Origin of the sequence: Halorussus sp. AFM4 (assembly GCF_051194995.1) — an archaeon.
Lineage (GTDB): Archaea > Halobacteriota > Halobacteria > Halobacteriales > Haladaptataceae > Halorussus.
Window position 1 is genome coordinate 426,246 of record NZ_JBNTJT010000003.1, and the last position, 22,839, is coordinate 449,084.

A 22,839-nucleotide genomic window follows, 5' to 3' on the forward strand; every position below is an offset into this window, starting at 1 on the left:
TTCGAGGAACGCCGTTCGGGACGTCCCGTCGTGTCCGACCGCGGAAATGAAAAAGGACTTACCGCGTCGGGTCGACCGTGTTCGCATGAAAGCCGTCGTTCTTGCGGGTGGGTACGCGACGCGGCTCTGGCCGATCACGAAGCACCGACCGAAGATGTTCCTGCCGGTCGGGGACTCGACCGTCATCGACCAGATCTTCGCGGAGCTGGAGGCCGACGATCGCATCGACGAGGTGTACGTCTCGACCAACGAGCGGTTCGCCGACGACTTCGAGGCCCACCTGGAGGAGAGCGAGTTCGACAAGCCGCGGCTCACCGTCGAGGACACGACCGAGGAGGACGAGAAGTTCGGCGTCGTGGGCGCGCTGGCCCAGCTGTTCGACCGCGAGAACATCACCGACGACACCCTCGTCATCGCGGGCGACAACCTCATCAGCTTCGAGGTCAGCGACTTCGTCGACTTCTTCGAGGCGAAGGAGTCGCCGACGCTGGCCGCCTACGACGTCGGCTCCCGCGAGCGCGCGAAGTCCTACGGGCTGGTCGAACTCGACGGCGACGAGGTCGTCGACTTCCAGGAGAAGCCCGAGGACCCCCGGAGCACGCTGGTCTCCATCGCGTGCTACGCCTTCACCGCCGACAACATCCCGCTGTTCGACGAGTACCTCGAGAGCGGGAACAACCCCGACGAGCCGGGCTGGTTCGTCCAGTGGCTCCAGCAGCGCGACAGCGTCTACGCCTACACCTTCGACGAGGCGTGGTTCGACATCGGCACGCCCGAGAGCTACCTCGAGGCGGTCTCCTGGAAGCTCGACGGCGAGAACCAGATCGCCGACTCCGCGACCGTCGAGAACACCACGGTCGGCGAGAACGTCCACGTCATGCGGGGCGCGGAGGTCGTCAACTCCAGCGTGAACAACTCCATCGTCTTCCCGAACGCGACCATCGCGGACTGCGACATCCGGGACTCCATCATCGACGAGAAGACCCACGTCGAGAACATGGACCTCGCGGGCGCGCTCATCGGCGCTCACACCCAGATTCTGAACGGGGAGTAACGCGACCTTTCACTGCGTCTTCGGGAGCAGAGCGACCGAAGGCTCGAAACGGCGGAGCCGTTTCGGCGGTCGGCGCCTGAACGCGCCTCCCTCGCAAAAGCTCGACCAAAACACCGTCAGAGCTCCGCTCTGACGAGCCTGCGTTCACTCCGTTCGCGCAGACACTGCACTCCTCCCGTCACTCGCTTCGTCTTCGGTGCCAAGCGCCGAAGACTCGGAGGACCTTCGGTCCTCCGGCGCTCGTTCTGGCCGCCGCTTGGGCCGCTCGCCCACGTTCGTTCGGTCGCGGTACAGTCGTGGGTACTCACTCGCACTGTCAGCCACCGCTACTCCCGGACGCCCAGGTACGCCTCCTGGTTCTCGAACTCGCCGCCCCGGAGCAGGTGGAGGACGAGGGCGACCGCGCGGTGGTTCCCGTCGGCGACGTAGGCCGGGTCGTCGCCCTCCTTGACGACGACCAGCCGGCCGACCGACCGCTCGTCGGCCAGGTCGTCGGCGAACTCGACCACTTCGGTGACGTCCTTCGGCGTCGCCTCGTCGAGTCGCCCGACGTCGTCGGCCTCGTAGATCCGCCGGGCGATGCTCTCGACGCGGTTGTCGTCGGCCAGCGCCCGCCAGTCCTCGTCGGGCGGCCCCACGACGACGCGGAGGTTCCGCAGCTCCTCGGCCGAGAGGTCGACGCGGTACCAGTCGGCGACCTCCGCGCCGAACACGCGCTCGGCGATGTCGTTGCGGTCGAGCAGTTCCTGCCGGAGCGCGGGCTCGGTCCCGATGGCGTCGGGGTCGAGGTCGCCGTCGGTCTCGTCGACCTCCTCGCCCAGCCAGTAGCGCATCACCTCGGTGTCGGAGACGGAGTCGAGTCCCTCGCCCGCCCGGATGCGGTCTTCGAGGACCATCGTGTGTCGTTCGGCGACCGACGAGTAGAAGAGTTTCGGCGGGCGGTCGTCGGCGCCTGGCCGCCTCGGACTACTGCTCCCGCGGGTCCTCCGGGGTGAACCAGTCGGCGAGCCCGCCGGGGTCCGGCTCGCGGCTCGCCCAGAACCGGGACCACTCCACTGCGAGCATGGCGAGCATCGCGACGAGCGCGTAGCATATCGCGATGACGCGCCCGGTCAGCACCGTCTCGAACACCGACGCGCCGAACAGCTCGCGCACCGCCAGCAGCAGGAGGACTCCGACGACGTGCAGGACCAGCAACACTCCGCCCATGAACGCGATGACGCGCAGCGGAATCTCGAGCACCATGTGGACCGACATCTCCTCGTACCGGCGCTTCCCGAAGTACTCCCGACGTAACTCGACGAGTTGCGAGACGGCGATGCCGAAGGCGGCCGCGAGGACCGCGGGGGAGACCGCCGACGCGACGTCGACGTACGGGAACTCGCCGTATATCGGGATGCCGACCCAGAAGGCGCCGAAGACGAGCGATTTGAACACCATGACGGCGTTCCGGCGGTACATCGGCGGGAGCGGCCCTGGCAGGTGTGTGGGCCGAGGGGCCTCGTCCCACTTCGGACCGAGTTCGGTGGTCCTGCCGACGCCGGGGAGGTAGAGATTCCGCCCGTCGAGGACGATTCGACGCTCGGCGAACAGCGCCGCCGCGCTGTAAACGATGAGCATGACCGCCAGCTCGATCCAGTAGGTCGCCAGCACCTGCAGTACCGCCCAGTCGAGGAAGACGACGCCGCCGAGCGGTAGCAGGTTCGAGAGGACGACGGGAACGAACTCGCGGAGGTCGGCCTCGGTCTCCGTTCGTCGACCGGCGTCCATCGGGTCAGCCTGTTCGCTACCGGTCAATAAGGGTACTGTTCTGCCGGTCCGCGGCGATCACTCTTCGAGCCACGCATCCGTGATCCGCAACGTTCCCCGGGTCCCGTCCCACTCGGTCTCGTACTCCAGATCGATGGCCCGCTCCATGTGCGGCCCGTCGGTCACCAGCGTCTCGAACTCGCCGCCCTCGCCCAGGATGTGGAGGCCGTGGCTCTCGTTCAGGTCCTCGAGGTCGGCGAGCGCCTCCCGGTCCAGCGTCCGCCCGAGCCACGACTCGTCAAGTCCGTACGCCGCGACCCTGATGACGGTGATCTCGAAGCCGGCGTCGAGCATCGCGTCGGCGAGCTCCCGGGGGTCGCGCTGCCAGAGCGGCGCGAACACCTCGGCGCCGAGCCGGTCGGCCATCGCCTCGATGCGGGAGGTCTGGTACTCGCTCTCGACCGCGCCCGCTGTCACGCCGGCGAGGCCGCCGGGGAGGTCGGCGGCGAGTTCGCGGAGCGCGGCCTCGAGCGGCCTGAGTTCGGCGTCGCCCTGCGCGCCCGACTCGGTGGCCGACTCGGCCCCGAAGTCGTCGGGTTCGACCTCCACGAGCGGGATGCCGACGCTCTCGGCCGCGAGCGAGGCGAGCCGGGTCGCCGGCACGTGGTACATGTAGGAGTCGCCCTCGGGGTGGACCGTGACGAGCCGCGAGACGTCCAGGCCCTCCTCCAGCGCGCGGTAGAGCGCCCACGAGGAGTCCTTGCCGCCCGAGAAGAGACTGACCCACGACCCGGCGCTCGCGGTCGAGTCGCCGGTCGACGGCGGTGTGTCGGTCATGGCGGTGGGTCGGCGGCGCGCGGATTTAGGTGCGGCGAATCGGTCGCAGGTCGGGCCGCGGGCGTCCGCGAAGCCGCGCGGCGGGTCGTCGCCGGCCGGGGCGCTACTCCGGCAGCTCCTCCTCGTCGAACTCCTCGCCGAGCGCGGTGCCGGTGAAGTACGACGAGAGCCGGACGCCCAGCAGGCTCACCACCACGCCCGCGACGACGAACAGCGCCATCCGGGTCCCCGGGTAGAGCACGATGCGCTCGACCGAGAGGCTGCCGAGGTCCATCTGCGGGATCACCATCGGGGCGACGTACCCCTCGCGCTGGAGGAAGTACGCCGAGAACCCCCGGACCACCAGCCCGACCGCGAGCACGCCGAACGGGAGGTTGAGGTACGAGTTGCGCACCCGGTCGTTGCGGATGACCTCGTCGAGCAGCCGGCCGGTCGAGGCCGCCAGCGCCGCCGCGGCCAGCCACGGCACGCTGGCGAACGCGAACGCCATCGCCGGCATGATGACCCCCTGCGTGGGCGCCGAGGGGTCCGAGACGCGGAGCGCGCCGGCGAAGATACCGATGAGCGAGAGCCCGGCCGCGACGACGTAGGTGACGATGGAGACCCGGCCGGAGTAGAGGGCGTCCCGGACGTCGGCGGGCAGGTCGGCCACGTACTCGTCGACGCCAAGCCCCTTGTAGAGGACGAACAGCCCGATGACGGCGGTGATGGCGGCGACCGCGGTCGCCGGTCCCGCCGCCATCAACAGCACCGGGAACGCGAGCAGCGCGACCCCGATGGGGACGAGGATGGTCTGGCGCAGCTCCTCGTCGGCGAGGAACTGCTTGAGCAGGTAGTAGGTCGACTCGATGTCGCGGGCCTGCCGGACGACCACGCGGTCGACCGCGTCGACCCGGACCCGGCTCTCGATGATTGGGACGAGCCGCTCGTCCTGGGCGCTGTCGATGACGACCACCGCCGAGTCGGGGTCGAACTCGCCGATGAGTTCGTCCATCTGGCGGGCGACCGCGCGGTCCCGGCCGACCATCGTCTCGGCCGCCCCGGAGATGACCGCCACGGTCACCTCCTCGTCGCCGTCGCGCAGGTCGCGGGCCACGCGCAGCGACTCGAGCAGGCAGTTGACGCTGGAGTCCTCGGGGTCGGCGAGGCCGACGTCGGTCACGAGCGACCGGACGGCCTCCCACCCCGCGACCGGGGTCTCGAGACCCGTCTTGGTCCCGATGTCGTCGTTCCGGTCGACGCAGACTACCAGCGTGCTCATGTCGCGTGGCTGAATCCAGACGGTCCGACGTTAAAAACCCCATCGCTTGCGGGCACGCCGGCCGGAACCGGCCGACGAGGGGAGACGGGTCGTCCGCGACCGGCGGTCAGGCGGCGGCCTCAGAACCAGGCCAGGCTCGACACGCTGGCGGCGACGCCGTGGCCGACCTTCCGGCCGGCCCCGAGCGCGTAGTGGCGGGCGCTCCGGGGCAGCGGCTGGCGGCGCCCGTGGATCTCGGCGTTGCCCTCCGCGAGCGCCTCGACGATGCGGTCGCGGTCGACCTCGGCCTTCGAGGAGACGCCCTCGACGGTGAGTTCGGTGTAGGCCCGGCCGAGGTACTTCGCGGAGTGGGCGTCGCTGGCGGCCACCCCGGGGTAGTCGTTGCGGGCCGCGAACTGGCGGGCCCGGCGGTTGCGGTAGCCCGTGAATATCCAGGCGTTGTACACCTCGATGGCGTCGCAGTCGGTGATGCGGCCCTTCCGGACGCCGTGGCGGGTCCGCTGGAACGGGTGGGGCACGACCGCGGCCCCGCCGGCGTCGCGGATCTCGGCGACCGTCTCGTCGAGCGGTCGGTGGGGCTCGGGCCGCTCCTCGACCCCGATGGCGAGCAGGTGGCCCGCCGCGGTCGACACCTCGACGCCCGGGATCCCGACCAGCCCGTACTCCGGGGCGAGCTCGGCCGCCCGCAGCGACTCGCCGATTGCGTCGTGGTCGGTCACCACGATGCCGTCGAGCCCGATGTCGGCGGCCTGGGCCAGCAGCAGCTCGACCGGCTCGTGGCCGTCGTAGGACCCTTCGGAGTGGACGTGCGGGTCGATAGCGATCGTTACCTCTGGGGCCATCTCTTCACCGTACTGCCCGAAACGGCAAAAGTCCCGCCATCGAAGGACCGGACGAGACGGGCCGATGGAGCGCAACGTCACCCTCGAGGCCGAGGAGTGGTACGTCCTCGTCAACTGGCTCCGGGAACGGGAGAACCGACTCCAGTACGCGCTCCGGTCGAAGTCGCGGGAGTGGGCGTTCGTCCGCGAGCTCCGGCGCGAAATCGAGCGCCGGCAGCGCGGAGAGACCGCCAGCCGCCGGGACGGGGACGGCGCGCGCCGACCGGAACCGGAGGACGGGCGGGAGCCTGGCAGACGGGACGGGTCCGGCGGGGCGCCGGCCGGACCCGGGGAGACGGACGGGTCCGGAGCGGCCCTCGAATCAGAGACCGGGGGGAGGCCCCTGACCGTGACGCTCTCGGACCGGCAGGTGGCGTACCTCGACTCGTTCCTCCGGAAGCGGGCGCGGCGGCTGCTCCTCCGGCCGTGGCGGGACCGCGAGCGCCGGGACGTGCGCCACCTCCGGGACCACCTGCTCGCCGCGGCCGGGCGCGGCGACCGGAGCGGGACGGGAGTTCAAAGAAAAGAATAAATTTATGAGTTGAGCGTGTGGTGGTCGAACTGTACTCTGCCGAAGTCGCGCAGTGAGACGAGTCGTGCAGTGCCGCGTAAGCCGAGTATGGAGCTCAGTATGAACACCGGAACGCGAGAATCCATCCAGGGTACAGACGAGACCGACCTTTCGCCGACCGCCATCTTCGGGCTGCTCGCCGACGACCGCCGCCGGCGCGCCCTCCGCTACCTCTCCCGGACCGCGGGTGGGACCGACCTCGACGACCTCGCGGCCGAACTCGCCCTGCGGGAGGGCGACGCGTCCGACCGGCGCCGCGACCGGATCCGCGCGAGCCTGTTCCACACCCACCTCCCGAAGCTCCGGGACGCCGGCGTCGTCCGGTACGACCCCGAGCGCGGGACCGTCGAGCGCCCGCCCGGACGCGACCCGTTCGAGCCGTACCTGGCGCTCGCGGCGGCCGACGAGGCCCGGTGACCGCGCGGGGTCCTCGCGCGGAGCCGGCGACTCCGCGTCCTTCGACGCACAACTGTCCGAGGCCCCGACTCCGCCGCCCGCCCAGACGCCGCCGGTGACCTCCGCGCCCGCCGGCCGGAGACCGACCGCTCCGGCGAACGCCCGGGAGCCCGGCGGGACCGGCGGACCCCGCGGAAAGTTTCTACTGGGCGTACGCGGTAGTGTGTGTATGACGTTCGACGAACTCGACAGCGTCGACAAGGGCATCCTCTACCTGCTCCAGCGGAACGCCCGGAGCCACACGACCGCCGAGATCGGCGAGAAGGTCGGCGTCTCGTCCAGCACGGTCGGCAACCGGATCAACAGGCTCGAGGAGCGGGGCGTCATCACCGGCTACTACCCGACGGTCGACTACGACCGCGCCGGGCTGGGCCACCACCTCGTCGTCGTCGCGACGGTCCCCTTCGCCGAGCAGGAGGCCGTCGTCGACGAGGTCATGGACGTCTCGGGCGTCGTGGGCGTCCGGGAGCTGCTGACGAGCACCGAGAACGTCTCGATAGAGCTGGTCGGGTACGACAAGCAGGGGATCGAACAGAGCCTCAGGCGACTGAACGACATCGGCATCGAGATCGAGCGGATGGAGATGGTGCGGTCCGAGCGGACCCGGCCCTACAACCACTTCGGCGAACAGTTCACCAGCGAGGACGGTTCTGGATGATCTCCAGTCCGTCTTAAGTCGCTCTGGGATTCATACATTACCCAACAAGTTCAAGGGTCGGAGCGAACTATTAATGCCCCAATGAGTAACGTCCAGACCGCTACAGCCGGGGACCGTAGCGTTTGCCAGTCGGTCGTCGAGGCAGTCGCCGAGGCCGAGGGGGTCGAACCCGAGGAGCTCGACCCGCTGTACGAGGTGATCGACCCGGACGCGCTGGAGGAGCTGTTCGCCCCCACCGCGACCACCGGTCGGATGGAGGGGAGGGTGGTGTTCACCTACGCCGGCCACGAGGTCACCGTCTGCGGCGACGGCTACGTCTCGGTCGAGGCGCGGGACGAGTGACTCCGTCGGCGACGGTCAACTTCTCCGGGGACGCACGGCGGTCCGCTGTCGACGTTACGACCTACTCCTCGTCGGGCGCTGCTTCGGCGGGGTCGACGACGCGCCCGGTGTCGGGGTCGACGCCGACCCTGTCGCAGACGTCCGACAGCGGGCACTCGTCGAGCCCGTCGAGACAGGCCGGCGTCCGCGCCTCGCAGTACTCCCGACCGAACTGTATCGTCGCGGTGTGGCCGAACCCGCACTTCTCGGCCGGTACCTCCCGCTCCAGGACGGCCCGGACCGCCTCGTGGTCGGCGTCGGCCGGCGCGACGCCCAGCCGCCGGTAGATGCGGTGGACGTGGGTGTCGACCGGGAAGACGCCCGGGCGCCCGCCGGCGAACAGCAGCACGCAGTCGGCGGTCTTCGGGCCGACGCCGTTCATGGCGAGGAGCCGCTCGCGCACGTCGTCGGGGTCGCCCTCGCGGACGTACTCGTCGAAGGCGGCCGCCGAGCCCCACTCCTCGAGGACGAGCTCGGCGATGTCGATTATCCGGGCCGACTTCTGGTTGTGGAGTCCCGCCGGGGAGATGGTCTCGGCGAGCGCCGACCGGTCGGCCCCGGCGAGCGACTCGGCCAGGTCGGTTCGCTCGCCGCCGTAGCGGTCCACCAGCGCGTCGTGGGCGGGCTGGCTCGCCACGTCGCTGGTGTTCTGGCTCAGGATGGTCCGGACCAGACACTCGAAGGCGTCCTGGCCGCCGTAGGTCTTCCGCCAGTAGAGCTCCCCGAGGCGGTCGACGACCGCCTCGGCGCGGGTGGCGGCCTCGCCGGGCGCGAACTCGGCGGCGGTGCCCCCGCCGGCGGCGCCGCCGCTGATGTTCTCCGCGGGTTCGGGGTCGTCGGGCATGGTCTGGACTCGGTGCGCGAGCCGATTAAAACGGTCGCTCCGGTCGCCCGACGGCGTCAAGCGCGGGCGTCGACGCGACGCCGGTCGGTCGCCCTCAGTGCGGCGGGTCCGGAAGCGTTTTGCGCCGGCCGCATCAGGTCGAACCATGCCGGTGGAACCGAACTTCGTCGAACGGGTCGCGCTCTTCCGCCTCAACCGGGGCCCGTCGTCGATGCTCGACCTGTTCGGCGCGGGCGGCTTCCGGGCGGTGGCGCTGGCCCGCGACCTCGGGCTGTTCGAGGCGCTCGACGGGCCGCTGACGCCGCGGGAACTCGCCGCGAGCCTCGACGCCGACGAGGACGGACTGCGTTCGCTGCTCGACTTCCTCGACGCCGCGGGATACGTCGAACGCGCCGGCGGCGCCTACGAGCGGACCGCGACGACGCGCCGCTGGCTCACCGACGACGGGCGGGCGAACCTCGCGCCGTGGTTCACCTTCTGGCGGGACGTCGTCTTCCCGTTCTGGGAGCAGCACCTCGAGACCGCGGTCCGCGAGGGCGGCCCGCCCCGGACGGTCTACGACTGGCTGAACGACCACCCGGACCTGTGGCCGACCGCCCAGCGCGGATTCCGGGCGGCAGCGACGCTGCTGGCCGACCCGGTCGTCGACGAGATCGACCTGCCCGCGGGCGCGACGTCGCTCCTGGACCTGGGCGGGGGACACGGGTTGTACGCCGCCGAGCTCTGCGAGCGCCACCCGACCCTGTCGGCGGTCGTGTTCGACCACCCCGACGCCCTCGCCGTCGCCGAGTCGGAGGCCGGCGACCGCGGACTGACGGACCGATTCGAGACCCGCGGGGGCGACTACCGCACCGACGACGTCGGCGACGGGTACGACGTCGTTCTGCTGTTCAACGTCACGCACGGCCACGACGAGGCCGGCGTCCGGGCGCTGTTCGAGACGGTCCACGACGCGCTCGAACCCGGCGGTCGGGTCGTCGTCCTCGACCAGTTCGAGGGCGGGGGTCGGATGAACGTCGGGCGAGCCGCGGTCGCGTTCATCGCGCTCACGTACCGGGTGACGCTCGGCCGGACCGTCCACGACGCCGACGCTGTCGCCGACTGGCTCCGGGACGCGGGCTTCGCCGGCGTCTCGCGAACCGGGCTCAGGCGCGACCCCGGGAGCGAACTCCTGCAGGCGACCCGCGAGTGAGGTCTCGCCCCGGGTTCGGTCAGGGGCGCTCCACCCGGAGCGTCACCGTCAGGTCCGCCCCGTCGGCCAGCGCCGCGACCAGGTCCCGGTCGAACCCCTCGGCGGCGAACTCGGCGCCGACCATCACGGTCCGGTCGTCGACGTAGTCGCTGGTCCGGCCGACCGCGCTCCGGTCGCTCTCGAACGTCAGGTCGGGGTCGCCGCGGCCGACCGCGGTCTCGCGGTGGCCGTCGGCCTCGAACGTCGCCGTGATCGTCGCCTCGGCGTCCTGACAGGCGTCGACGAACGCGGAATCGAAGTCGGCGGGCGCGCGGTCGGCCTCGATGCCGAGAATGCAGTCGCCGGCGGGCGTGAGGTAGTCGTCGGTCGTCACCTCGAAGGTGCTGGCGTGGGCGGCCGAGACGTTCTCGTGGCCGCGCGCGTGGAGGACCTCTTTCATGCACCCGATTTTCGTCAGCGGGCACTTGAATCGCCGGAAATCGACCGGGCGTCGCTGCCCGGCGGACCACCGCACCAGCGACCCTTACCGCACGACGGTCACCGTGACCGCACCGCAGGCGCACTCGTAGGCCCGGCGCTCGCCCGCCTCGGTCGTCATCCGGAGCATCAGCTGGTTCTCGCCGAGGGCGCGCTGGCAGTCGGGCGCGTCGCAGGCGCACCGGAGGTCTTCGAGCATACCTGACGCTGGTCCCGCCATCCTACTTAAATTGAGCCATGCCCGGGGCGAAAGTGAAAGTGGTCGGATGCGGGACGTAAAACCTATCTGGTGTGGGTTTAGTTGCCCCAGTATGTCCCTCACCGACTGGACGGGCGCGGCGGTCGACGCGTCCGCCGAGGACGGGCCGCCCTCCCCCGACGAGTGGCACCCGGTCGAGGTCCCGGGTCGCCCCGAGCGGTTCGCCGGCGCCGACGCCGTCGCGTACCGGACCGAGTTCGCCGACCCGCGCGACGGCGACGAGCGCGCGACCCTCGAGCTCCGGGGGCTGTACGCCGACGCTCGCGTGTGGCTCAACGGCGAGCTGCTCGGCGAACACGACGCCTACTTCGTCCCCGCGCGCTACGAACTCGACCCCGACGCCGACAACGAGCTGGTCGTCGAGTGCCGTGCCCCGGAGTCGTTCGGCGGCGTCTACGCGACCGACCGGGTGCCCGACGAACGGGCGGTGCCCGGCATCTGGTGGGGCGCCGAACTCGACACCCACCCCGAGACGTTCGTCGATACGCTCTCGCTGACGCCCCGCCGGACGGACGACGGCGCGGTCATCGACGCCGAGCTGGCCGTCGAGGCGGGCGAGGACCTCGACGACCGGATCTCGCTGTCGGTGCGACCCCAGGGGTTCCGGGGCGGCGGCGTGATGGAGCGGGCCCGGATCGAGGCCGACGCCGGCGAGCGCGTGACCGTGTCGAAGACCCTCGAGCTCCGGGACCCGGCCTACTGGTGGCCCGCGGGCCACGGCCCCCAGCACCGGTACGCGGTCCGGGCCAGGCTGGGCGACTCCGAGCGCGTGGTCCGGACCGGGCTCTGCGAGGTCCGGGAGAGCGACGACGGCGACGGACTGGTCGTCAACGGCCAGCGGGTCCGGGCGCGGGGGTTCTCGCTGCTCCCCACCGGCGACCCGACCTGGGACGTCGAGCGGGCGGCCAACGCGAACGCCAACCTGGTCCGGGCGTACGGCCACGTCCCGCCGGCGGAGTTCTACGAGGCCGCCGCCGAGGCGGGGCTGCTGGTCTGGCAGGACCTGCCGATCGTCGGGGCCGACGAGTACGACCCCGACGCCGCGGCGGAGTTGGCCGGCACCCTCGCGTCGTCGGTCGAGCGCCACCCCTGTGTGGCCGCGTTCGGGGTCCGGGCGGACCCGACCGACCACCTCGCGGGCGTCGGCCCCTCGCGGCTCGCCCGCTACAAGGTGCGCTGGCGGGCGTGGCGGGCGAGCTTCGACGCCGGCGCCGACCGCGACCTCGCCGCATCGCTGCCCGACGACGCCGCGGTGTTCCCGGTCTCGGGCGCGCCGGGCGTCGACCCCGACGCCGCCCACGTCTACCCCGGGTGGGAGTTCGGCGACCCGAGCGACGCCGAGTGGGTGCTCGACCGGTACGGCTGCGACGGCGCGGTCGGCGCGTTCGGCGCCGGGTCGCTGACCGCCGAGGAGGGCGGCGACGCCGCCGGGTTCGACGCCGACGCCCACGACGCCTACGTCGCCGGCCGGGTCGCGGAACTGGCCGGCGAGGACGGGAGCGCGGTCGACGCCTCGCAGGTCTATCAGACCCGCGTGCTCAAGGACGTGACCGAGACGCTGCGGCGCCGGGGGACCGGGCTGCTCGCGGCCGACGCGCTCCGGGACGCCGACGCCGGCGCCGGGATGGGCGTGCTGGCGGCCGACGGCTCGGAGAAGCCCGGCTACGCCGCGATGGCGGCCTCGCTCGAACCGGTGCAGGTCGTCCTCGACGCGTATCCCGCCACCGGCGCGACCCGGGAGCTGACCGTGCTCAACGACACGCCCGAGGCGGTGTCGGGCACCGTCTCGTGGACCGCGGGCGACCGGACCGGCGGGAGCGACGTCGAGGTCGGGGCCTACGGCCGGGAGCGGGCCGGGACCCTCGACGTGCCCGCCGACGCCGAGGCGGTCGAGCTCTCGTTCGGGACCGCCGACGGGTCGGTCCGGAACCGCTACCCGCTGTGAGACCACCGCGGAACGCACCTCTGCGAGGCGACGGACCGCCCGTCGCCGCGAACGCGCCCGCACGGGTCGGCCCTCTCTTTATATCCCCTCGAAAGGTGTGGGACGGCGTTACACGGCCGGTAGCGGGCGTGTGAACCCTTTCCACGCGCCGATTCTGCGCAACATTTATATAGCCACGGCGAATATTTGCTGATACCAGAACGCCACGAGCGTTCGGCAAGCATCGCGCGACAAATGACATGGGACTATTGTCACCGGTCGACTGCCAGCCGACGACAGCCGCCGCTGTCCTCCGCTGGCTCGCCGAACGCCGTGGCGGGTATGGAATCGAGGTCTAATTAGCATGGTAAGTGTAACCGAAGAGGAACTCCAGACCAAGTCGAAGGGCGAACTGATCAAACTCGCGGGCCAGCTCCGAGACCGACGCAACGAGCTGAACCAGAAGGCCAGCAAGCGCGCGTCCAAGCGCGACGACCTGAACGCCAAGACGCGCGAGAAGGTCGACGAGGCACAGGAGCACCGCGAGAAGCGCGACGAGCTCAACGAGAAGGTCCAGGAGCACAAGGAGAAGCGCAACGAGCTCAACGCGAAGGCCAACGAGCTGTTCGACGAGGTCGAGCAGCGCAAGTCCGACCTCGAGCTCAACGAGGGCAAGGACATCGAGGAGCTCGAGTCCGAGATCGAGGACCTCGAGTTCAAGCAGCAGACCGAGGTGCTCTCGACCGAGGAGGAGCGCGAGCTCATCGAGAAGATCGAGGACAAGCGCGAGAAGCTCCAGGAGCGGAAGGAGAAGCTCGACGACAGCGAGGATCTCGAGGAGCTCGTCGAGGAGGCCGAGGAGGTCCGCGCCGAGGCCAGCCGGCACCACGAGAAGGTGACCGAGCTCGCCGACAAGGCCCAGGAGCACCACAACCAGATGATCGAGGCCTATCGGGAGGCCGACGAGATCCGCGACGAGGCCGACGAGATGCACGAGAGCTTCGTGGAGGCCCAGGAGGCCGCCGACCAGCACCACGAGGACTTCGTGCGCGTCCAGAAGCGCCTGCGCGAACTCGACAAGCAGGAGGAGGAGGAGCGCAAGTCCGAGAAGGAGAAGGAGCGCGAAGAGGCCAAGGAGGAGGCCGAGGAGATTTACCAGCAGTTCAAGGACGGCGAGACCCTCGACACCGAGGACCTGATGAAGCTCCAGAAGACGGGGCTGCTGTAACTCTGTAGTTTCTGCGGTCGACTCGCGGTTATTCGAGTTCCGGGTAGCGGTGGGTTCGTGACGAGAGGTGACGAACAGCCGCAATCGTGATTTTCGGCTTCGTACATTGCGTAACAGAGGAAAGGAAACGAGAAGCTAGCTACTGCCGTCACCGATGAAGTACCGCAACCGCACAGCACCGCCCTCACACCTCCCCAGCCTCCTCCCTCACTTCGCTCGGTCGTCCCTCGCGCATATCGGCGGACCACAGGGGTCCGCCGTGGGAGCTTGCTCCCACGAGCCTCGGCTCGCTCCGCTCGCCGAGACGCCAGCGCGCGGCGAGAGGGTTGGTCGTTGGTCGGCCTATCGCGTCTCGTCACGGAGCTCCACCGATCGCCACACCGAACCAACGTTTAAATACCGAGCCGACCAACCACGGACCGTGCCAATCACGGTCCGACCCCGTTCGGCGGCCGGCCGGCCCGCCCGCGCTATGCGCATGCGCAGCGACGCGTAGCGTCGGGAGGACCCGCCCGGACCGTGGCGCGCGGACGGTTTCTCGCGGTGGCGAAACCCGACTCACCGACGGTACCGCCAGCCGGTCGCGACCGCACGGACCACACGACGACGGACATGCACGAACACGGAAATCGGCGGGTTTTACACCCGCGAAGGAGGACTGGATAGTATGAGCCACGACGACTTCCCCACGGAGAACCCCGCGGTGGTGACCTGCGGGTTGCCGTACGCCAACGGCGACCTCCACATCGGTCACCTCCGGACGTACATCAGCGGCGACGCCTTCGCCCGGGCGCTGGAGACGCTGGGCCAGGAGACCGCGTTCGTCTCCGGGTCCGACATGCACGGCACGCCCGTGGCGGTCAACGCCGAGAAGGAGGGCGTCGACCCCGAGGAGTTCGCGCTGCGCCACCACGAGAAGTACGCCGAGACGTTCCCCCGGTTCAACGTCGAGTTCGACAACTACGGCCACACCCACGACGAGACCAACACCGAGCTCACCAGGGAGATCGTCCGGACCCTCGACGAGAAGGGGTACGTCTACGAGAAGGAGATCCAGGTCGCCTACGACCCCGAGGACGACCAGTGGCTCCCCGACCGCTACGTAGAGGGGACCTGTCCCTACTGCGGCGAGCGGGCCCGCGGCGACGAGTGCGACGAGGGGTGCGGCCGCCACCTCGAACCCGGCGAGATCGAGGACCCCGTCTCGTCCATCTCGGGCAACCCGGCCGAGTACCGCGAGCGGACCCACAAGTTCTTCCGGGTCTCGGAGTTCGAGGAGTACCTGTCGGAGTTCCTCGACCGCCTCGAGGGGACGAGCAACGCGAGGAACCAGCCCCGGGAGTGGATCGAGAGCGGCCTCCAGGACTGGTGTATCACCCGGGACATGGACTGGGGCATCGACTACCCCGGCGAGGGCGGCGACGACCTCGTCCTCTACGTCTGGGTCGACGCCCCCATCGAGTACATCGCGTCGACGAAGCAGTACTCCGAGCGCGTCGGCGCCGAGGAGTTCGACTGGGCGACGCCGTGGCGCGACGGCGAGGGCGAGCTCGTCCACGTCATCGGCCGCGACATCATCCAGCACCACACCGTCTTCTGGCCGGCGATGCTTCGGGGCGCCGACTACAACGAGCCCCGCGCGGTGATGGCCAGCGGCTTCGTCAACCTCGACGGCGCGGCGTTCTCGACCAGCCGCGACCGGGCGGTGTGGGCCGACGACTACCTCGACGAGGGGTTCCACCCCGACCTGGTCCGGTACTACCTCACCACGACCGGCGGGTTCCAGAACGACGTCGACTTCTCGTGGGAGAAGTTCCAGGAGCGGGTCAACGGCGAACTCGTCGGCACGCTGGGCAACTTCGCCTACCGGAGCCTGCTGTTCGCGGCCCGCAACTACGGCGGCGCGCCCGACGCCGACACCTCCGAGGAGGTCCGCGAGCGCATCGAGGACGCGGTCGCGGACTTCGGCGCCGCGGTCAACGACTACTCGCTCAAGGAGGCGGGCGAGACCGCGGTCTCGCTGGCCGGCTTCGGCAACGAGTACATCCAGCGCAACGAGCCGTGGAACCTGACCGGCGAGGAGCCCGACCGGGCCGAGCAGGTCATCTACGACTGCGTCCAGATCGCCAAGGCCGTCGCGGTGCTGTCGGCGCCCATCCTCCCGGGCAAGGCCCAGCGGCTCTGGGAGCAGCTCGGCGAGGACGGCAGCGTCCACGACGCGCCGCTCGACGCCGCGCTCGAGTCGCCGCCGGGCGAGTTCGACGAGCCCGACGAGCTGTTCGAGCAGATCGAGGACGAGCGCGTCGAGGAGCTCAACGCGGACCTCGAGGAGCGCGTGGAGGCGGCCTCGGAGGAGGCCGACGGAGAAAGCGACGGGACCGCGGCCGACGAATCCGCGAGCGGCGACGCCGACGTCGAACCCATCAGCGAGGACCGCATCAGCTTCGAGGAGTTCCAGGACCTGGACGTCCGCGTCGGCGAGATCGAGGTCGCCGAGCCCATCGAGGGCGCCGACGACCTCGCGCGGCTCGAGGTCGACATCGGCGCCGAGACCCGCCAGATCGTCGCGGGCATCAAGCAGCTCCACGACCTCGACGAGCTGCCGGGCGAGCGCGTCGTCGTGCTGGCCAACCTCGAACAGGCCGAGCTGTTCGGCGTCGAGAGCGACGGCATGCTGCTGGCGGCCGGCGAGGACGCCGACCTGCTGACGACGAAGGGCGACAGCGAGCCGGGCACGAAGATCCGGTAGCCGGCGCCCGGTCGACGCGATCCGGTCCGCTCGGACCGAACGCGACTCCTTTTCCGACGGCGCTACGGTAATACCCGCGACTGCCGTTCGTCCGCGCATGGACGACCGACACGCGGACGACGACCAGTACGTGGACGACGACCGCCACGTGGACGGCGACCGCCCCGGCGACGGCGACCCGAAGCGCGCGGCGATGGACTCGTTCGCCGCGGCCGCCGACGCCTACCGCGACAGCGACGTCCACCGGGCGGGCGCGGACCTCGACCAGCTGGCCGAGTGGTGCGCCGGCGCCTCGCGGGCGCTCGACGCGGCCTGCGGCGCTGGCCACGTGGCGGGCGCGCTCGCGGACGCCGGGGTGCCGACCGTCGTCGCGGCCGACGCGACGGCCGAGATGGTCCGGACGGCGACCGACGACTTCCCGGTCGAGGGGGCGGTCGCCGACGCCGAGCGGCTCCCGTTCGCGGACGGCGCGTTCGACGCGGTGACCTGCCGCATCGCGGCCCACCACTTCCCGGACCCCCGGGCGTTCCTGCGGGAGGCGGCGCGGGTGCTCGAACCCGGTTCCGTCCTCGCCTTCGAGGACAACGTCGCCCCCGAGGACGGCCGGCTCGCCGACTTCTTCGACGAGTTCGAGCGGACGCGGGACCCGAGCCACGTCGCGGCGTACCCCCGGTCGACCTGGACGGCGTGGCTCCGCGAGGCGGGATTCGAGATCGAGGAGTCGCTGACGATGACCCGGAAGCTGAACTACGAAGCGTGGGTCGACCGGACCGACCCCGGCGAGGACCGCCGCGAGCGGCTGGCCGAACTGGTGCGGACGCCGGAGGCGGAGGAGGTGTACGGGGTGACGCTCGCGGACGGCGAGGTTCGGGGGTTCGGGAATCGGAAGCTGCTGGTCCGAGCCATGCTCCCCGAGTGACGGGTCGAAGGGAGTGACGGGCCCGAAGTGGAGAGTACGGGGCGGTCCGAGGCTGGCCGAGTCAGGTTCAGAGGTCGTCGACGACCTGCGCGAGCTCCTCGGTCGGGATGATCTCCATGGTCTGGGCGTCGAGGCCGTGGCGCTCCAGCGCGACGCCGGCCTGGTAGGCGGCGTCGCGGTCGGGCGCCTCCATGATGACCAGGAAGTCGTACTCCCCGAGGATGGCGTAGGTGTGCTGGAGGTCCGCGGACTGCTCGTCGAGGTCCGAGCGGATGTCGCCCCACACCGACGCGAGCTCCTGCGCGTTCTGGAAGTCCGTCCGGACGTCGACCAGCGAGGCGTAGGTGGGCATAGCTGTCCGCTTGGACAGGGATGTAAGAAGGGGTTGTGGCCGGCGAGACTACTCGTCGGCGAGTTAATCTCGGCGCAATCACGTGGGTTTTAGGCCCGGACGGCCCTACCCCGACCCATGAGAAACGCGAAGATCGTCTGTACGCTGGGACCGTCCTCCGACTCCCGGCGTACGATCCGGGAGCTGGCCGACGCCGGCATGTCGGTCGCCCGGCTCAACGCCAGTCACGGCACGCGGGCCGACCGCGCCGAGGTCATCGACCACGTGCGCGACGTCGACGAGACGACGCCCGACCCGCTCGCGGTGATGGTCGACCTCCAGGGCCCCGAGATCCGCACCGCGGAAGTCGACGAGCCCGTCCACCTCGAGACCGGCTCGACGGTCCGGTTCGTGAAGGGCGACACCGCGACGCCCGAGGAGGTCGGACTGAGCTACTCCATCACCAACGTCGAGCCCGGCGACACCGTGCTGCTGGACGACGGCCGCATCGAGACGACCGTCGAGGCGGTCGAGGACGGCGACGGCGAGGGCGACGTGGTGGTCGCCCGGGTCGAGAGCGGCGGCGACCTGAGCAGCCGGAAGGGCGTCAACGTCCCCGGCGTCGACCTCGACCTCGACGTCGTGACCGAGAAGGACCGCCGGGACCTCGAACTCGCCGCCGAGAAGCAGGCCGACTTCGTGGCCGCCAGCTTCGTCCGGAGCGCCGCGGACGTCCTGGAGGTCAGCGAGGTGCTCGAGGACCTGGGCGCCGACATCCCCATCGTCGCCAAGATCGAGCGCCGCGGCGCGGTCGACAACCTCGACGAGATCATCGGGGCGGCCTACGGCGTGATGGTCGCCCGGGGCGACCTGGGCGTCGAGTGCCCACTGGAGGACGTCCCGATGATCCAGAAGCGCATCATCCGGAAGTGCCAGCGGACCGGCACGCCGGTCATCACCGCGACCGAGATGCTCGACTCGATGGTCCACGCCCGCCGGCCCACCCGCGCGGAGGCCTCCGACGTGGCCAACGCGGTGCTCGACGGCACCGACGCCGTGATGCTGTCGGGCGAGACCGCCATCGGCGACGACCCGGTCCGGGTCGTCGAGACGATGGATCGCATCGTCCGGGAGGTCGAGGCCAGCCCCGAGTACGAGGAGGTCCAGGAGCAGCGCGTGCCGGCGGCCGACGACGCCCGGACCGACGCCCTGGCGCGGTCGGCCCGCTACCTCGCCCGCGACATCGGGGCGTCGGCCATCGTCGCGGCCAGCGAGTCGGGGTACACCGCGCTCAAGATCTCGAAGTTCCGACCCCCGGTCCCGGTGGTGGCGACCACGCCGAACGACGACGTCCGCCGCCAGCTCGCGCTCTCGTGGGGCGTCAACGCCGAGTACACCCCGGTCGCCGAGGGCGTCGACACCATCATCGAGGACGCCGTCCAGGCCGCGCTCGACGCGGGAGTGGCCGAGAGCGGCGACACCGTGGTCGTCGTCTCGGGCATGATGTCGGAACTCGAGGACACCAGCACCACCAACATGCTCAAGGTCCACGTCGCGGCCGAGACCATCGCCACCGGCCGGAGCGTGGTCCGGGGCCGGGTCGCCGGACCGGTCGCCCGGACCCGGGACGGCGACCTCTCGGACGTGCCCGACGGCGCGGTGCTGGCCATCGACCCCGAGTTCGACGGCGAGTTCTCGGGCGACCCCTCGAAGCTGGTCGGCATCGTCGACGCCCGGCCGGGGATGACCGGCTACCCCGCGATGGTCGCCCGCGAGCTCGACATCCCGATGGTGAGCGGCGCGCCGCTCGACCCGACCATCCGGGACGGCGACGTGGTGACCCTCGACGCCGAGCGCGGCGTGGTCTACGACGGCGACGTGACCCACGCCGACCGGCCGTAGGCGGACGACCGGCCGCCCGGCCTCGGGTGGCCGGCGGGCAGACGCCGACCCTCCGGTCGCGGGCGACGCGCCGGGGCGGAGACCAACCTTTTGGCGGTGGGGCGCCTACCCCGACCCATGTCGGACTGGAAGTACGACATCGACGAGGTCGGCGACGACGGCGACGACGGCCCGGAGGACCCCGACTCCGCGGCGGAGCGCGAGCCCGGGGCCGAGCCGCTCGAACCGCTCGAACCGGGGTCGCCGACCGCCGAGAACGCCTTCTTCGTCGCGCTCGGCGTCGCGACGACGCTGTTCGTCTTCGCCCGCGTCGTCATGCTCGTGGGGTGACCGCGGCCTCGACGCCGACCGGTGACCCGGGTCCGACGACCGGCGTCGGCTGCGCGGCGGCCGTCGCCGGCGCCGTCACTGCAAAACGTTAACCGGTCCGAATTCCAAGGCGATGGTATGGCACCGCTGCTGGACTCGCTCCCGCTGTTGCTCCTCGTCGCCGGCATCGGGCTGGCGATCGCCGAGGCGCTGATTCCCGGGGCGCACTTCATCGTCCTCGGCGTCGCGCTCGTCCTCGCAGGGTTCGTCGGACTGCTGCTGGGGCCGGCGGCCTCGCCGCTCGTGCTGGCCGCGCTGGTGCTCGGGTTCGGCGCGGCCTCGCTGTACGCCTACCGGGAGCTCGACCTCTACGGCGGCAAGGGCGTCGCCCGGACCAGCGACTCCGACTCGCTCAAGGGCCAGACCGGCCGGGTCACCGAGCGGGTCACGACCCACGACGGCCAGATCAAGCTCCACGACGGCGGGTTCAACCCCTACTACGCCGCCCGGAGCATCCACGGCGAGATCCCGGAGGGGACCGAGGTGATGGTGGTCGACCCCGGCGGCGGCAACGTCGTGAAGGTCGAGGCGCTGGAGGCCATCGAGGACCCCATCGACCGACAGCTCCGCGAGGGCCGGGCGGAGGCAGACGCCGAGACCGACCCGCAGGCGGACGCTCAGACAGGCCCCGAGCCGGAGCGCGAGACCGACACCGAAGGGGCCTGACGGAGGCCCGTCGAGGGGCGAGACGGCGGTTCCGCCGTCGATCGGGCGGCGGTGAGGGGAACGCTTAACACGTCCTCTTTCTAACACTCCAGGTATGTTGGTTCCACTACAGGCCGCCCCGACGGGTGGTCTCACGATCATCGCCCTGTTGGTCCTCGCGCTGGCCGTCATCACCATCTGGCAGTCGGTCGAGATCGTCGACGCGACCGAGAAGCGCGCGCTGACCGTGTTCGGCGAGTACCGCAAGCTGCTCGAACCGGGCATCAACTTCGTGCCGCCGTTCGTGAGCGCGACCCACCGGTTCGACATGCGAACGCAGACCCTCGACGTGCCCCGGCAGGAGGCCATCACCCGCGACAACTCGCCGGTGACCGCCGACGCCGTGGTCTACATCAAGGTCATGGACGCCAAGAAGGCGTTCCTCGAGGTCGAGGACTACAAGCGCGCGGTGTCGAACCTCGCCCAGACCACCCTCCGCGCGGTGCTGGGCGACATGGAGCTCGACGACACGCTCAACAAGCGCCAGGAGATCAACGCCAAGATCCGCCGGGAGCTCGACGAGCCCACCGACGAGTGGGGCATCCGCGTCGAGAGCGTCGAGGTCCGGGAGGTCAACCCGAGCAAGGACGTCCAGCAGGCGATGGAGCAGCAGACGTCCGCCGAGCGCAAGCGCCGCGCCATGATCCTCGAGGCGCAGGGCGAGCGCCGGAGCGCCGTCGAGACCGCCGAGGGTGACAAGCAGTCGAACATCATCCGGGCGCAGGGCGAGAAGCAGAGCCAGATCCTCGAAGCCCAGGGTGACGCGGTGTCGACCGTGCTCCGGGCGAAGTCCGCCGAGTCGATGGGCGAGCGCGCGGTCATCGAGAAGGGCATGGAGACCCTCGAGTCCATCGGGCAGGGCGAGTCGACAACCTTCGTCCTGCCGCAGGAGCTGTCGTCGCTGGTCGGCCGGTACGGCAAGCACCTCACCGGCAGCGACGTGAAGGAGGACGGCGAGCAACTCGACAGCCTCGACTTCGACGAGGAGACCCGCGAACTCCTCGGCCTCGACGACATCGAGGAGATCCTGGGCCAGATCGACGAGGAGGCCGAGATGGACGTCGAGGCGATGGAGCAGGAGGCCCAGGCCATCAAGGAGGGCGAGGACCCCGCCAACATCAAGAGCGCCGACGAGGTCATCGAACAGATGGACGAGGAGTCGCCCGACGTGGAGGACGTGAAGGCCGAGCTGGACGCGGAACTCGAGAAGTAGCCCCTCCGTTCGCCCTCCGTTTTCCTGCGCGTACCGAGACACCCGACCGCGGGTGATCGCGGGTCGTCACGCCGTGAGAAACCATTATTAAATAGTTATCCAGCATTGAAACGCGATTCCCGGAGCCGCCGCGAGCCCACGCGCGGCGTACGCACGGCCTATATCCGGATTAGTCGGGCGTGCGACGGTCTGCCAGCCGAAGGTGTTTTAGGCCCCCGCGACGACAGTTCTCCTGTAGATGGTTGAGCGCTCCGAAGTGGATGAAAATAAGCGGGCGACCCTCCGCCGGTTCGCGGTCCTGGGGGCCGCGACGCCGCTCGCCAAGTTCGGCGGCGACGGCGAGGCCGGCGGCGAGAGCGAGGCCCGCGACGCCATCGCGGGCTACGTCGCCACCACCCCGGGCGCGCACTTCTCGAAGATCCGCGACGACCTCAAACTGGGGACGGGGGAGGCCCAGCACCACCTCCGACAGCTGCTCAACGCCGAGGTGGTCGAGAGCCGCCGGGACGGCGACTACCGCCGGTTCTACCCGGCCGAGCAGTTCGCCCCGTTCGAGCAGGTCGCGCTGGGCTACCTCCGGCGGGACACCCCGCGGGGGATGCTCATCGAGCTGCTGCGCGACCCCGACGCGACGGGCAGCGACCTCGCGGCGGCCCTGGACGTGTCGCGACCGACCGTGAGCAAGTACGCCGCCGACCTGGAGGAGGCCGGACTGCTCGACCGCGAGGACGGCTACGCGGTCAGCGAGCCCGAGACGGTCATCACGCTGCTCGTGCGGTACGCCGACTCGTTCGGCGCCGACGCCGCGACGTTCGCCGCGCAGGCCGACGGCCTCATCTCGTTCGACCCGTAGCTTTTCGGTCGCCCCGCCCCGTCTTT

Annotated in this window: 24 protein-coding genes; 15 read left to right on the plus strand and 9 right to left on the minus strand. The window is 70.5% G+C overall.

From position 1 onward, the window contains the following. Nucleotides 1–85: 85 nt before the first annotated feature. Nucleotides 86–1,054 (plus strand): sugar phosphate nucleotidyltransferase, encoded by a 969-nt coding sequence (locus ACQUQF_RS15205; RefSeq protein WP_435179946.1) that lies wholly within the window; start codon nucleotides 86–88, stop codon nucleotides 1,052–1,054. Nucleotides 1,055–1,380: 326 nt separating this feature from the next. Here ACQUQF_RS15205 and ACQUQF_RS15210 read toward each other — a convergent pair whose 3' ends face one another. The 5 genes from ACQUQF_RS15210 to ACQUQF_RS15230 form a co-directional block, all read right to left on the minus strand. Continuing rightward, nucleotides 1,381–1,950: a hypothetical protein gene (locus tag ACQUQF_RS15210; RefSeq protein WP_435179947.1), complete on the minus strand. Its 570-nt coding sequence runs from the start codon at nucleotides 1,948–1,950 to the stop codon at nucleotides 1,381–1,383. 70 nt (nucleotides 1,951–2,020) lie between these two features. After that, nucleotides 2,021–2,824 (minus strand): DUF6498-containing protein, encoded by an 804-nt coding sequence (locus ACQUQF_RS15215; RefSeq protein WP_435179948.1) that lies wholly within the window; start codon nucleotides 2,822–2,824, stop codon nucleotides 2,021–2,023. Nucleotides 2,825–2,881: 57 nt separating this feature from the next. After that, nucleotides 2,882–3,640, minus strand: coding sequence for a diphthine--ammonia ligase (locus ACQUQF_RS15220; protein WP_435179949.1), 759 nt, complete (start codon nucleotides 3,638–3,640; stop codon nucleotides 2,882–2,884). Nucleotides 3,641–3,743: 103 nt separating this feature from the next. Then, nucleotides 3,744–4,901 (minus strand): DUF373 family protein, encoded by a 1,158-nt coding sequence (locus ACQUQF_RS15225; RefSeq protein WP_435179950.1) that lies wholly within the window; start codon nucleotides 4,899–4,901, stop codon nucleotides 3,744–3,746. Nucleotides 4,902–5,020: 119 nt separating this feature from the next. Beyond that, on the minus strand, nucleotides 5,021–5,743 hold the full coding sequence (locus ACQUQF_RS15230) for a CehA/McbA family metallohydrolase (RefSeq protein ID WP_435179951.1): 723 nt from the start codon (nucleotides 5,741–5,743) through the stop codon (nucleotides 5,021–5,023). A 64-nt stretch (nucleotides 5,744–5,807) separates the two neighbouring features. Here ACQUQF_RS15230 and ACQUQF_RS15235 point away from each other — a divergent pair, with 64 nt between their 5' ends. From ACQUQF_RS15235 to ACQUQF_RS15250, 4 genes are all read left to right on the plus strand, one after another. Beyond that, nucleotides 5,808–6,314 carry a hypothetical protein gene (locus ACQUQF_RS15235; RefSeq protein ID WP_435179952.1) on the plus strand — a complete coding sequence of 169 codons (507 nt, stop codon included), beginning with the start codon at nucleotides 5,808–5,810 and terminating at the stop codon, nucleotides 6,312–6,314. Between the two features lie 99 nt (nucleotides 6,315–6,413). Then, entirely contained in the window at nucleotides 6,414–6,770 is a 357-nt protein-coding gene (locus tag ACQUQF_RS15240; RefSeq protein WP_435179953.1) for a DUF7344 domain-containing protein, read from the plus strand. 208 nt (nucleotides 6,771–6,978) lie between these two features. After that, nucleotides 6,979–7,467 (plus strand): Lrp/AsnC family transcriptional regulator, encoded by a 489-nt coding sequence (locus ACQUQF_RS15245; RefSeq protein WP_435179954.1) that lies wholly within the window; start codon nucleotides 6,979–6,981, stop codon nucleotides 7,465–7,467. A gap of 81 nt (nucleotides 7,468–7,548) precedes the next feature. Further along, complete coding sequence (locus ACQUQF_RS15250; protein ID WP_435179955.1) at nucleotides 7,549–7,809, plus strand: HalOD1 output domain-containing protein; 261 nt, start codon at nucleotides 7,549–7,551, stop codon at nucleotides 7,807–7,809. 61 nt (nucleotides 7,810–7,870) lie between these two features. Here ACQUQF_RS15250 and ACQUQF_RS15255 read toward each other — a convergent pair whose 3' ends face one another. After that, on the minus strand, nucleotides 7,871–8,692 hold the full coding sequence (locus tag ACQUQF_RS15255; protein ID WP_435179956.1) for an endonuclease III domain-containing protein: 822 nt from the start codon (nucleotides 8,690–8,692) through the stop codon (nucleotides 7,871–7,873). Between the two features lie 145 nt (nucleotides 8,693–8,837). Between ACQUQF_RS15255 and ACQUQF_RS15260 the strand changes: the two genes are divergently transcribed. Next, entirely contained in the window at nucleotides 8,838–9,884 is a 1,047-nt protein-coding gene (locus ACQUQF_RS15260) for a methyltransferase (protein WP_435179957.1), read from the plus strand. 19 nt (nucleotides 9,885–9,903) lie between these two features. On the opposite strand, the gene ACQUQF_RS15265 is transcribed toward ACQUQF_RS15260, so the two are convergent. Beyond that, nucleotides 9,904–10,323 (minus strand): DUF371 domain-containing protein, encoded by a 420-nt coding sequence (locus ACQUQF_RS15265; RefSeq protein WP_435179958.1) that lies wholly within the window; start codon nucleotides 10,321–10,323, stop codon nucleotides 9,904–9,906. Between the two features lie 84 nt (nucleotides 10,324–10,407). Further along, on the minus strand, nucleotides 10,408–10,560 hold the full coding sequence (locus tag ACQUQF_RS15270; RefSeq protein WP_435179959.1) for a hypothetical protein: 153 nt from the start codon (nucleotides 10,558–10,560) through the stop codon (nucleotides 10,408–10,410). Between the two features lie 112 nt (nucleotides 10,561–10,672). Here ACQUQF_RS15270 and ACQUQF_RS15275 point away from each other — a divergent pair, with 112 nt between their 5' ends. From ACQUQF_RS15275 to ACQUQF_RS15290, 4 genes are all read left to right on the plus strand, one after another. Beyond that, the gene (locus tag ACQUQF_RS15275) at nucleotides 10,673–12,565 is read left to right on the plus strand and encodes a hypothetical protein (protein ID WP_435179960.1); all 1,893 of its coding nucleotides are present in this window, start codon (nucleotides 10,673–10,675) and stop codon (nucleotides 12,563–12,565) included. Nucleotides 12,566–12,908: 343 nt separating this feature from the next. Continuing rightward, nucleotides 12,909–13,772, plus strand: coding sequence for a coiled-coil protein (locus tag ACQUQF_RS15280; RefSeq protein ID WP_435179961.1), 864 nt, complete (start codon nucleotides 12,909–12,911; stop codon nucleotides 13,770–13,772). A gap of 667 nt (nucleotides 13,773–14,439) precedes the next feature. Next, on the plus strand, nucleotides 14,440–16,521 hold the full coding sequence (gene metG, locus ACQUQF_RS15285; RefSeq protein WP_435179962.1) for a methionine--tRNA ligase: 2,082 nt from the start codon (nucleotides 14,440–14,442) through the stop codon (nucleotides 16,519–16,521). A gap of 193 nt (nucleotides 16,522–16,714) precedes the next feature. Next, entirely contained in the window at nucleotides 16,715–17,440 is a 726-nt protein-coding gene (locus ACQUQF_RS15290) for a class I SAM-dependent methyltransferase (RefSeq protein ID WP_435180402.1), read from the plus strand. A 67-nt stretch (nucleotides 17,441–17,507) separates the two neighbouring features. Here ACQUQF_RS15290 and ACQUQF_RS15295 read toward each other — a convergent pair whose 3' ends face one another. Next, nucleotides 17,508–17,792, minus strand: coding sequence for a GYD domain-containing protein (locus ACQUQF_RS15295; RefSeq protein WP_435179963.1), 285 nt, complete (start codon nucleotides 17,790–17,792; stop codon nucleotides 17,508–17,510). Nucleotides 17,793–17,909: 117 nt separating this feature from the next. Here ACQUQF_RS15295 and pyk point away from each other — a divergent pair, with 117 nt between their 5' ends. The 5 genes from pyk (at nucleotide 17,910) to ACQUQF_RS15320 (ending at nucleotide 22,813) form a co-directional block, all read left to right on the plus strand. Beyond that, on the plus strand, nucleotides 17,910–19,673 hold the full coding sequence (gene pyk, locus ACQUQF_RS15300) for a pyruvate kinase (protein WP_435179964.1): 1,764 nt from the start codon (nucleotides 17,910–17,912) through the stop codon (nucleotides 19,671–19,673). Between the two features lie 117 nt (nucleotides 19,674–19,790). After that, on the plus strand, nucleotides 19,791–20,003 hold the full coding sequence (locus ACQUQF_RS15305) for a DUF7312 domain-containing protein (protein WP_435179965.1): 213 nt from the start codon (nucleotides 19,791–19,793) through the stop codon (nucleotides 20,001–20,003). Nucleotides 20,004–20,120: 117 nt separating this feature from the next. Then, nucleotides 20,121–20,708: an NfeD family protein gene (locus ACQUQF_RS15310; protein ID WP_435179966.1), complete on the plus strand. Its 588-nt coding sequence runs from the start codon at nucleotides 20,121–20,123 to the stop codon at nucleotides 20,706–20,708. Between the two features lie 94 nt (nucleotides 20,709–20,802). Next, nucleotides 20,803–21,960 (plus strand): SPFH domain-containing protein, encoded by a 1,158-nt coding sequence (locus ACQUQF_RS15315; protein ID WP_435179967.1) that lies wholly within the window; start codon nucleotides 20,803–20,805, stop codon nucleotides 21,958–21,960. Between the two features lie 238 nt (nucleotides 21,961–22,198). After that, nucleotides 22,199–22,813, plus strand: coding sequence for a winged helix-turn-helix transcriptional regulator (locus tag ACQUQF_RS15320; protein WP_435179968.1), 615 nt, complete (start codon nucleotides 22,199–22,201; stop codon nucleotides 22,811–22,813). The last annotated feature ends 26 nt before the right edge of the window (nucleotides 22,814–22,839 follow it).

What these genes read in the sequence shown, in the direction of transcription:
- ACQUQF_RS15205 (WP_435179946.1), top strand. Translation starts at nt 86, where the DNA reads ATGAAAGCCGTCGTTCTTGCGGGTGGGTACGCGACGCGGCTCTGGCCG.
- ACQUQF_RS15210 (WP_435179947.1), bottom strand. Translation starts at nt 1,950, where the DNA reads ATGGTCCTCGAAGACCGCATCCGGGCGGGCGAGGGACTCGACTCCGTC.
- ACQUQF_RS15215 (WP_435179948.1), bottom strand. Translation starts at nt 2,824, where the DNA reads ATGGACGCCGGTCGACGAACGGAGACCGAGGCCGACCTCCGCGAGTTC.
- ACQUQF_RS15220 (WP_435179949.1), bottom strand. Translation starts at nt 3,640, where the DNA reads ATGACCGACACACCGCCGTCGACCGGCGACTCGACCGCGAGCGCCGGG.
- ACQUQF_RS15225 (WP_435179950.1), bottom strand. Translation starts at nt 4,901, where the DNA reads ATGAGCACGCTGGTAGTCTGCGTCGACCGGAACGACGACATCGGGACC.
- ACQUQF_RS15230 (WP_435179951.1), bottom strand. Translation starts at nt 5,743, where the DNA reads ATGGCCCCAGAGGTAACGATCGCTATCGACCCGCACGTCCACTCCGAA.
- ACQUQF_RS15235 (WP_435179952.1), top strand. Translation starts at nt 5,808, where the DNA reads ATGGAGCGCAACGTCACCCTCGAGGCCGAGGAGTGGTACGTCCTCGTC.
- ACQUQF_RS15240 (WP_435179953.1), top strand. Translation starts at nt 6,414, where the DNA reads ATGAACACCGGAACGCGAGAATCCATCCAGGGTACAGACGAGACCGAC.
- ACQUQF_RS15245 (WP_435179954.1), top strand. Translation starts at nt 6,979, where the DNA reads ATGACGTTCGACGAACTCGACAGCGTCGACAAGGGCATCCTCTACCTG.
- ACQUQF_RS15250 (WP_435179955.1), top strand. Translation starts at nt 7,549, where the DNA reads ATGAGTAACGTCCAGACCGCTACAGCCGGGGACCGTAGCGTTTGCCAG.
- ACQUQF_RS15255 (WP_435179956.1), bottom strand. Translation starts at nt 8,692, where the DNA reads ATGCCCGACGACCCCGAACCCGCGGAGAACATCAGCGGCGGCGCCGCC.
- ACQUQF_RS15260 (WP_435179957.1), top strand. Translation starts at nt 8,838, where the DNA reads ATGCCGGTGGAACCGAACTTCGTCGAACGGGTCGCGCTCTTCCGCCTC.
- ACQUQF_RS15265 (WP_435179958.1), bottom strand. Translation starts at nt 10,323, where the DNA reads ATGAAAGAGGTCCTCCACGCGCGCGGCCACGAGAACGTCTCGGCCGCC.
- ACQUQF_RS15270 (WP_435179959.1), bottom strand. Translation starts at nt 10,560, where the DNA reads ATGCTCGAAGACCTCCGGTGCGCCTGCGACGCGCCCGACTGCCAGCGC.
- ACQUQF_RS15275 (WP_435179960.1), top strand. Translation starts at nt 10,673, where the DNA reads ATGTCCCTCACCGACTGGACGGGCGCGGCGGTCGACGCGTCCGCCGAG.
- ACQUQF_RS15280 (WP_435179961.1), top strand. Translation starts at nt 12,909, where the DNA reads ATGGTAAGTGTAACCGAAGAGGAACTCCAGACCAAGTCGAAGGGCGAA.
- metG (WP_435179962.1), top strand. Translation starts at nt 14,440, where the DNA reads ATGAGCCACGACGACTTCCCCACGGAGAACCCCGCGGTGGTGACCTGC.
- ACQUQF_RS15290 (WP_435180402.1), top strand. Translation starts at nt 16,715, where the DNA reads ATGGACTCGTTCGCCGCGGCCGCCGACGCCTACCGCGACAGCGACGTC.
- ACQUQF_RS15295 (WP_435179963.1), bottom strand. Translation starts at nt 17,792, where the DNA reads ATGCCCACCTACGCCTCGCTGGTCGACGTCCGGACGGACTTCCAGAAC.
- pyk (WP_435179964.1), top strand. Translation starts at nt 17,910, where the DNA reads ATGAGAAACGCGAAGATCGTCTGTACGCTGGGACCGTCCTCCGACTCC.
- ACQUQF_RS15305 (WP_435179965.1), top strand. Translation starts at nt 19,791, where the DNA reads ATGTCGGACTGGAAGTACGACATCGACGAGGTCGGCGACGACGGCGAC.
- ACQUQF_RS15310 (WP_435179966.1), top strand. Translation starts at nt 20,121, where the DNA reads ATGGCACCGCTGCTGGACTCGCTCCCGCTGTTGCTCCTCGTCGCCGGC.
- ACQUQF_RS15315 (WP_435179967.1), top strand. Translation starts at nt 20,803, where the DNA reads ATGTTGGTTCCACTACAGGCCGCCCCGACGGGTGGTCTCACGATCATC.
- ACQUQF_RS15320 (WP_435179968.1), top strand. Translation starts at nt 22,199, where the DNA reads ATGGTTGAGCGCTCCGAAGTGGATGAAAATAAGCGGGCGACCCTCCGC.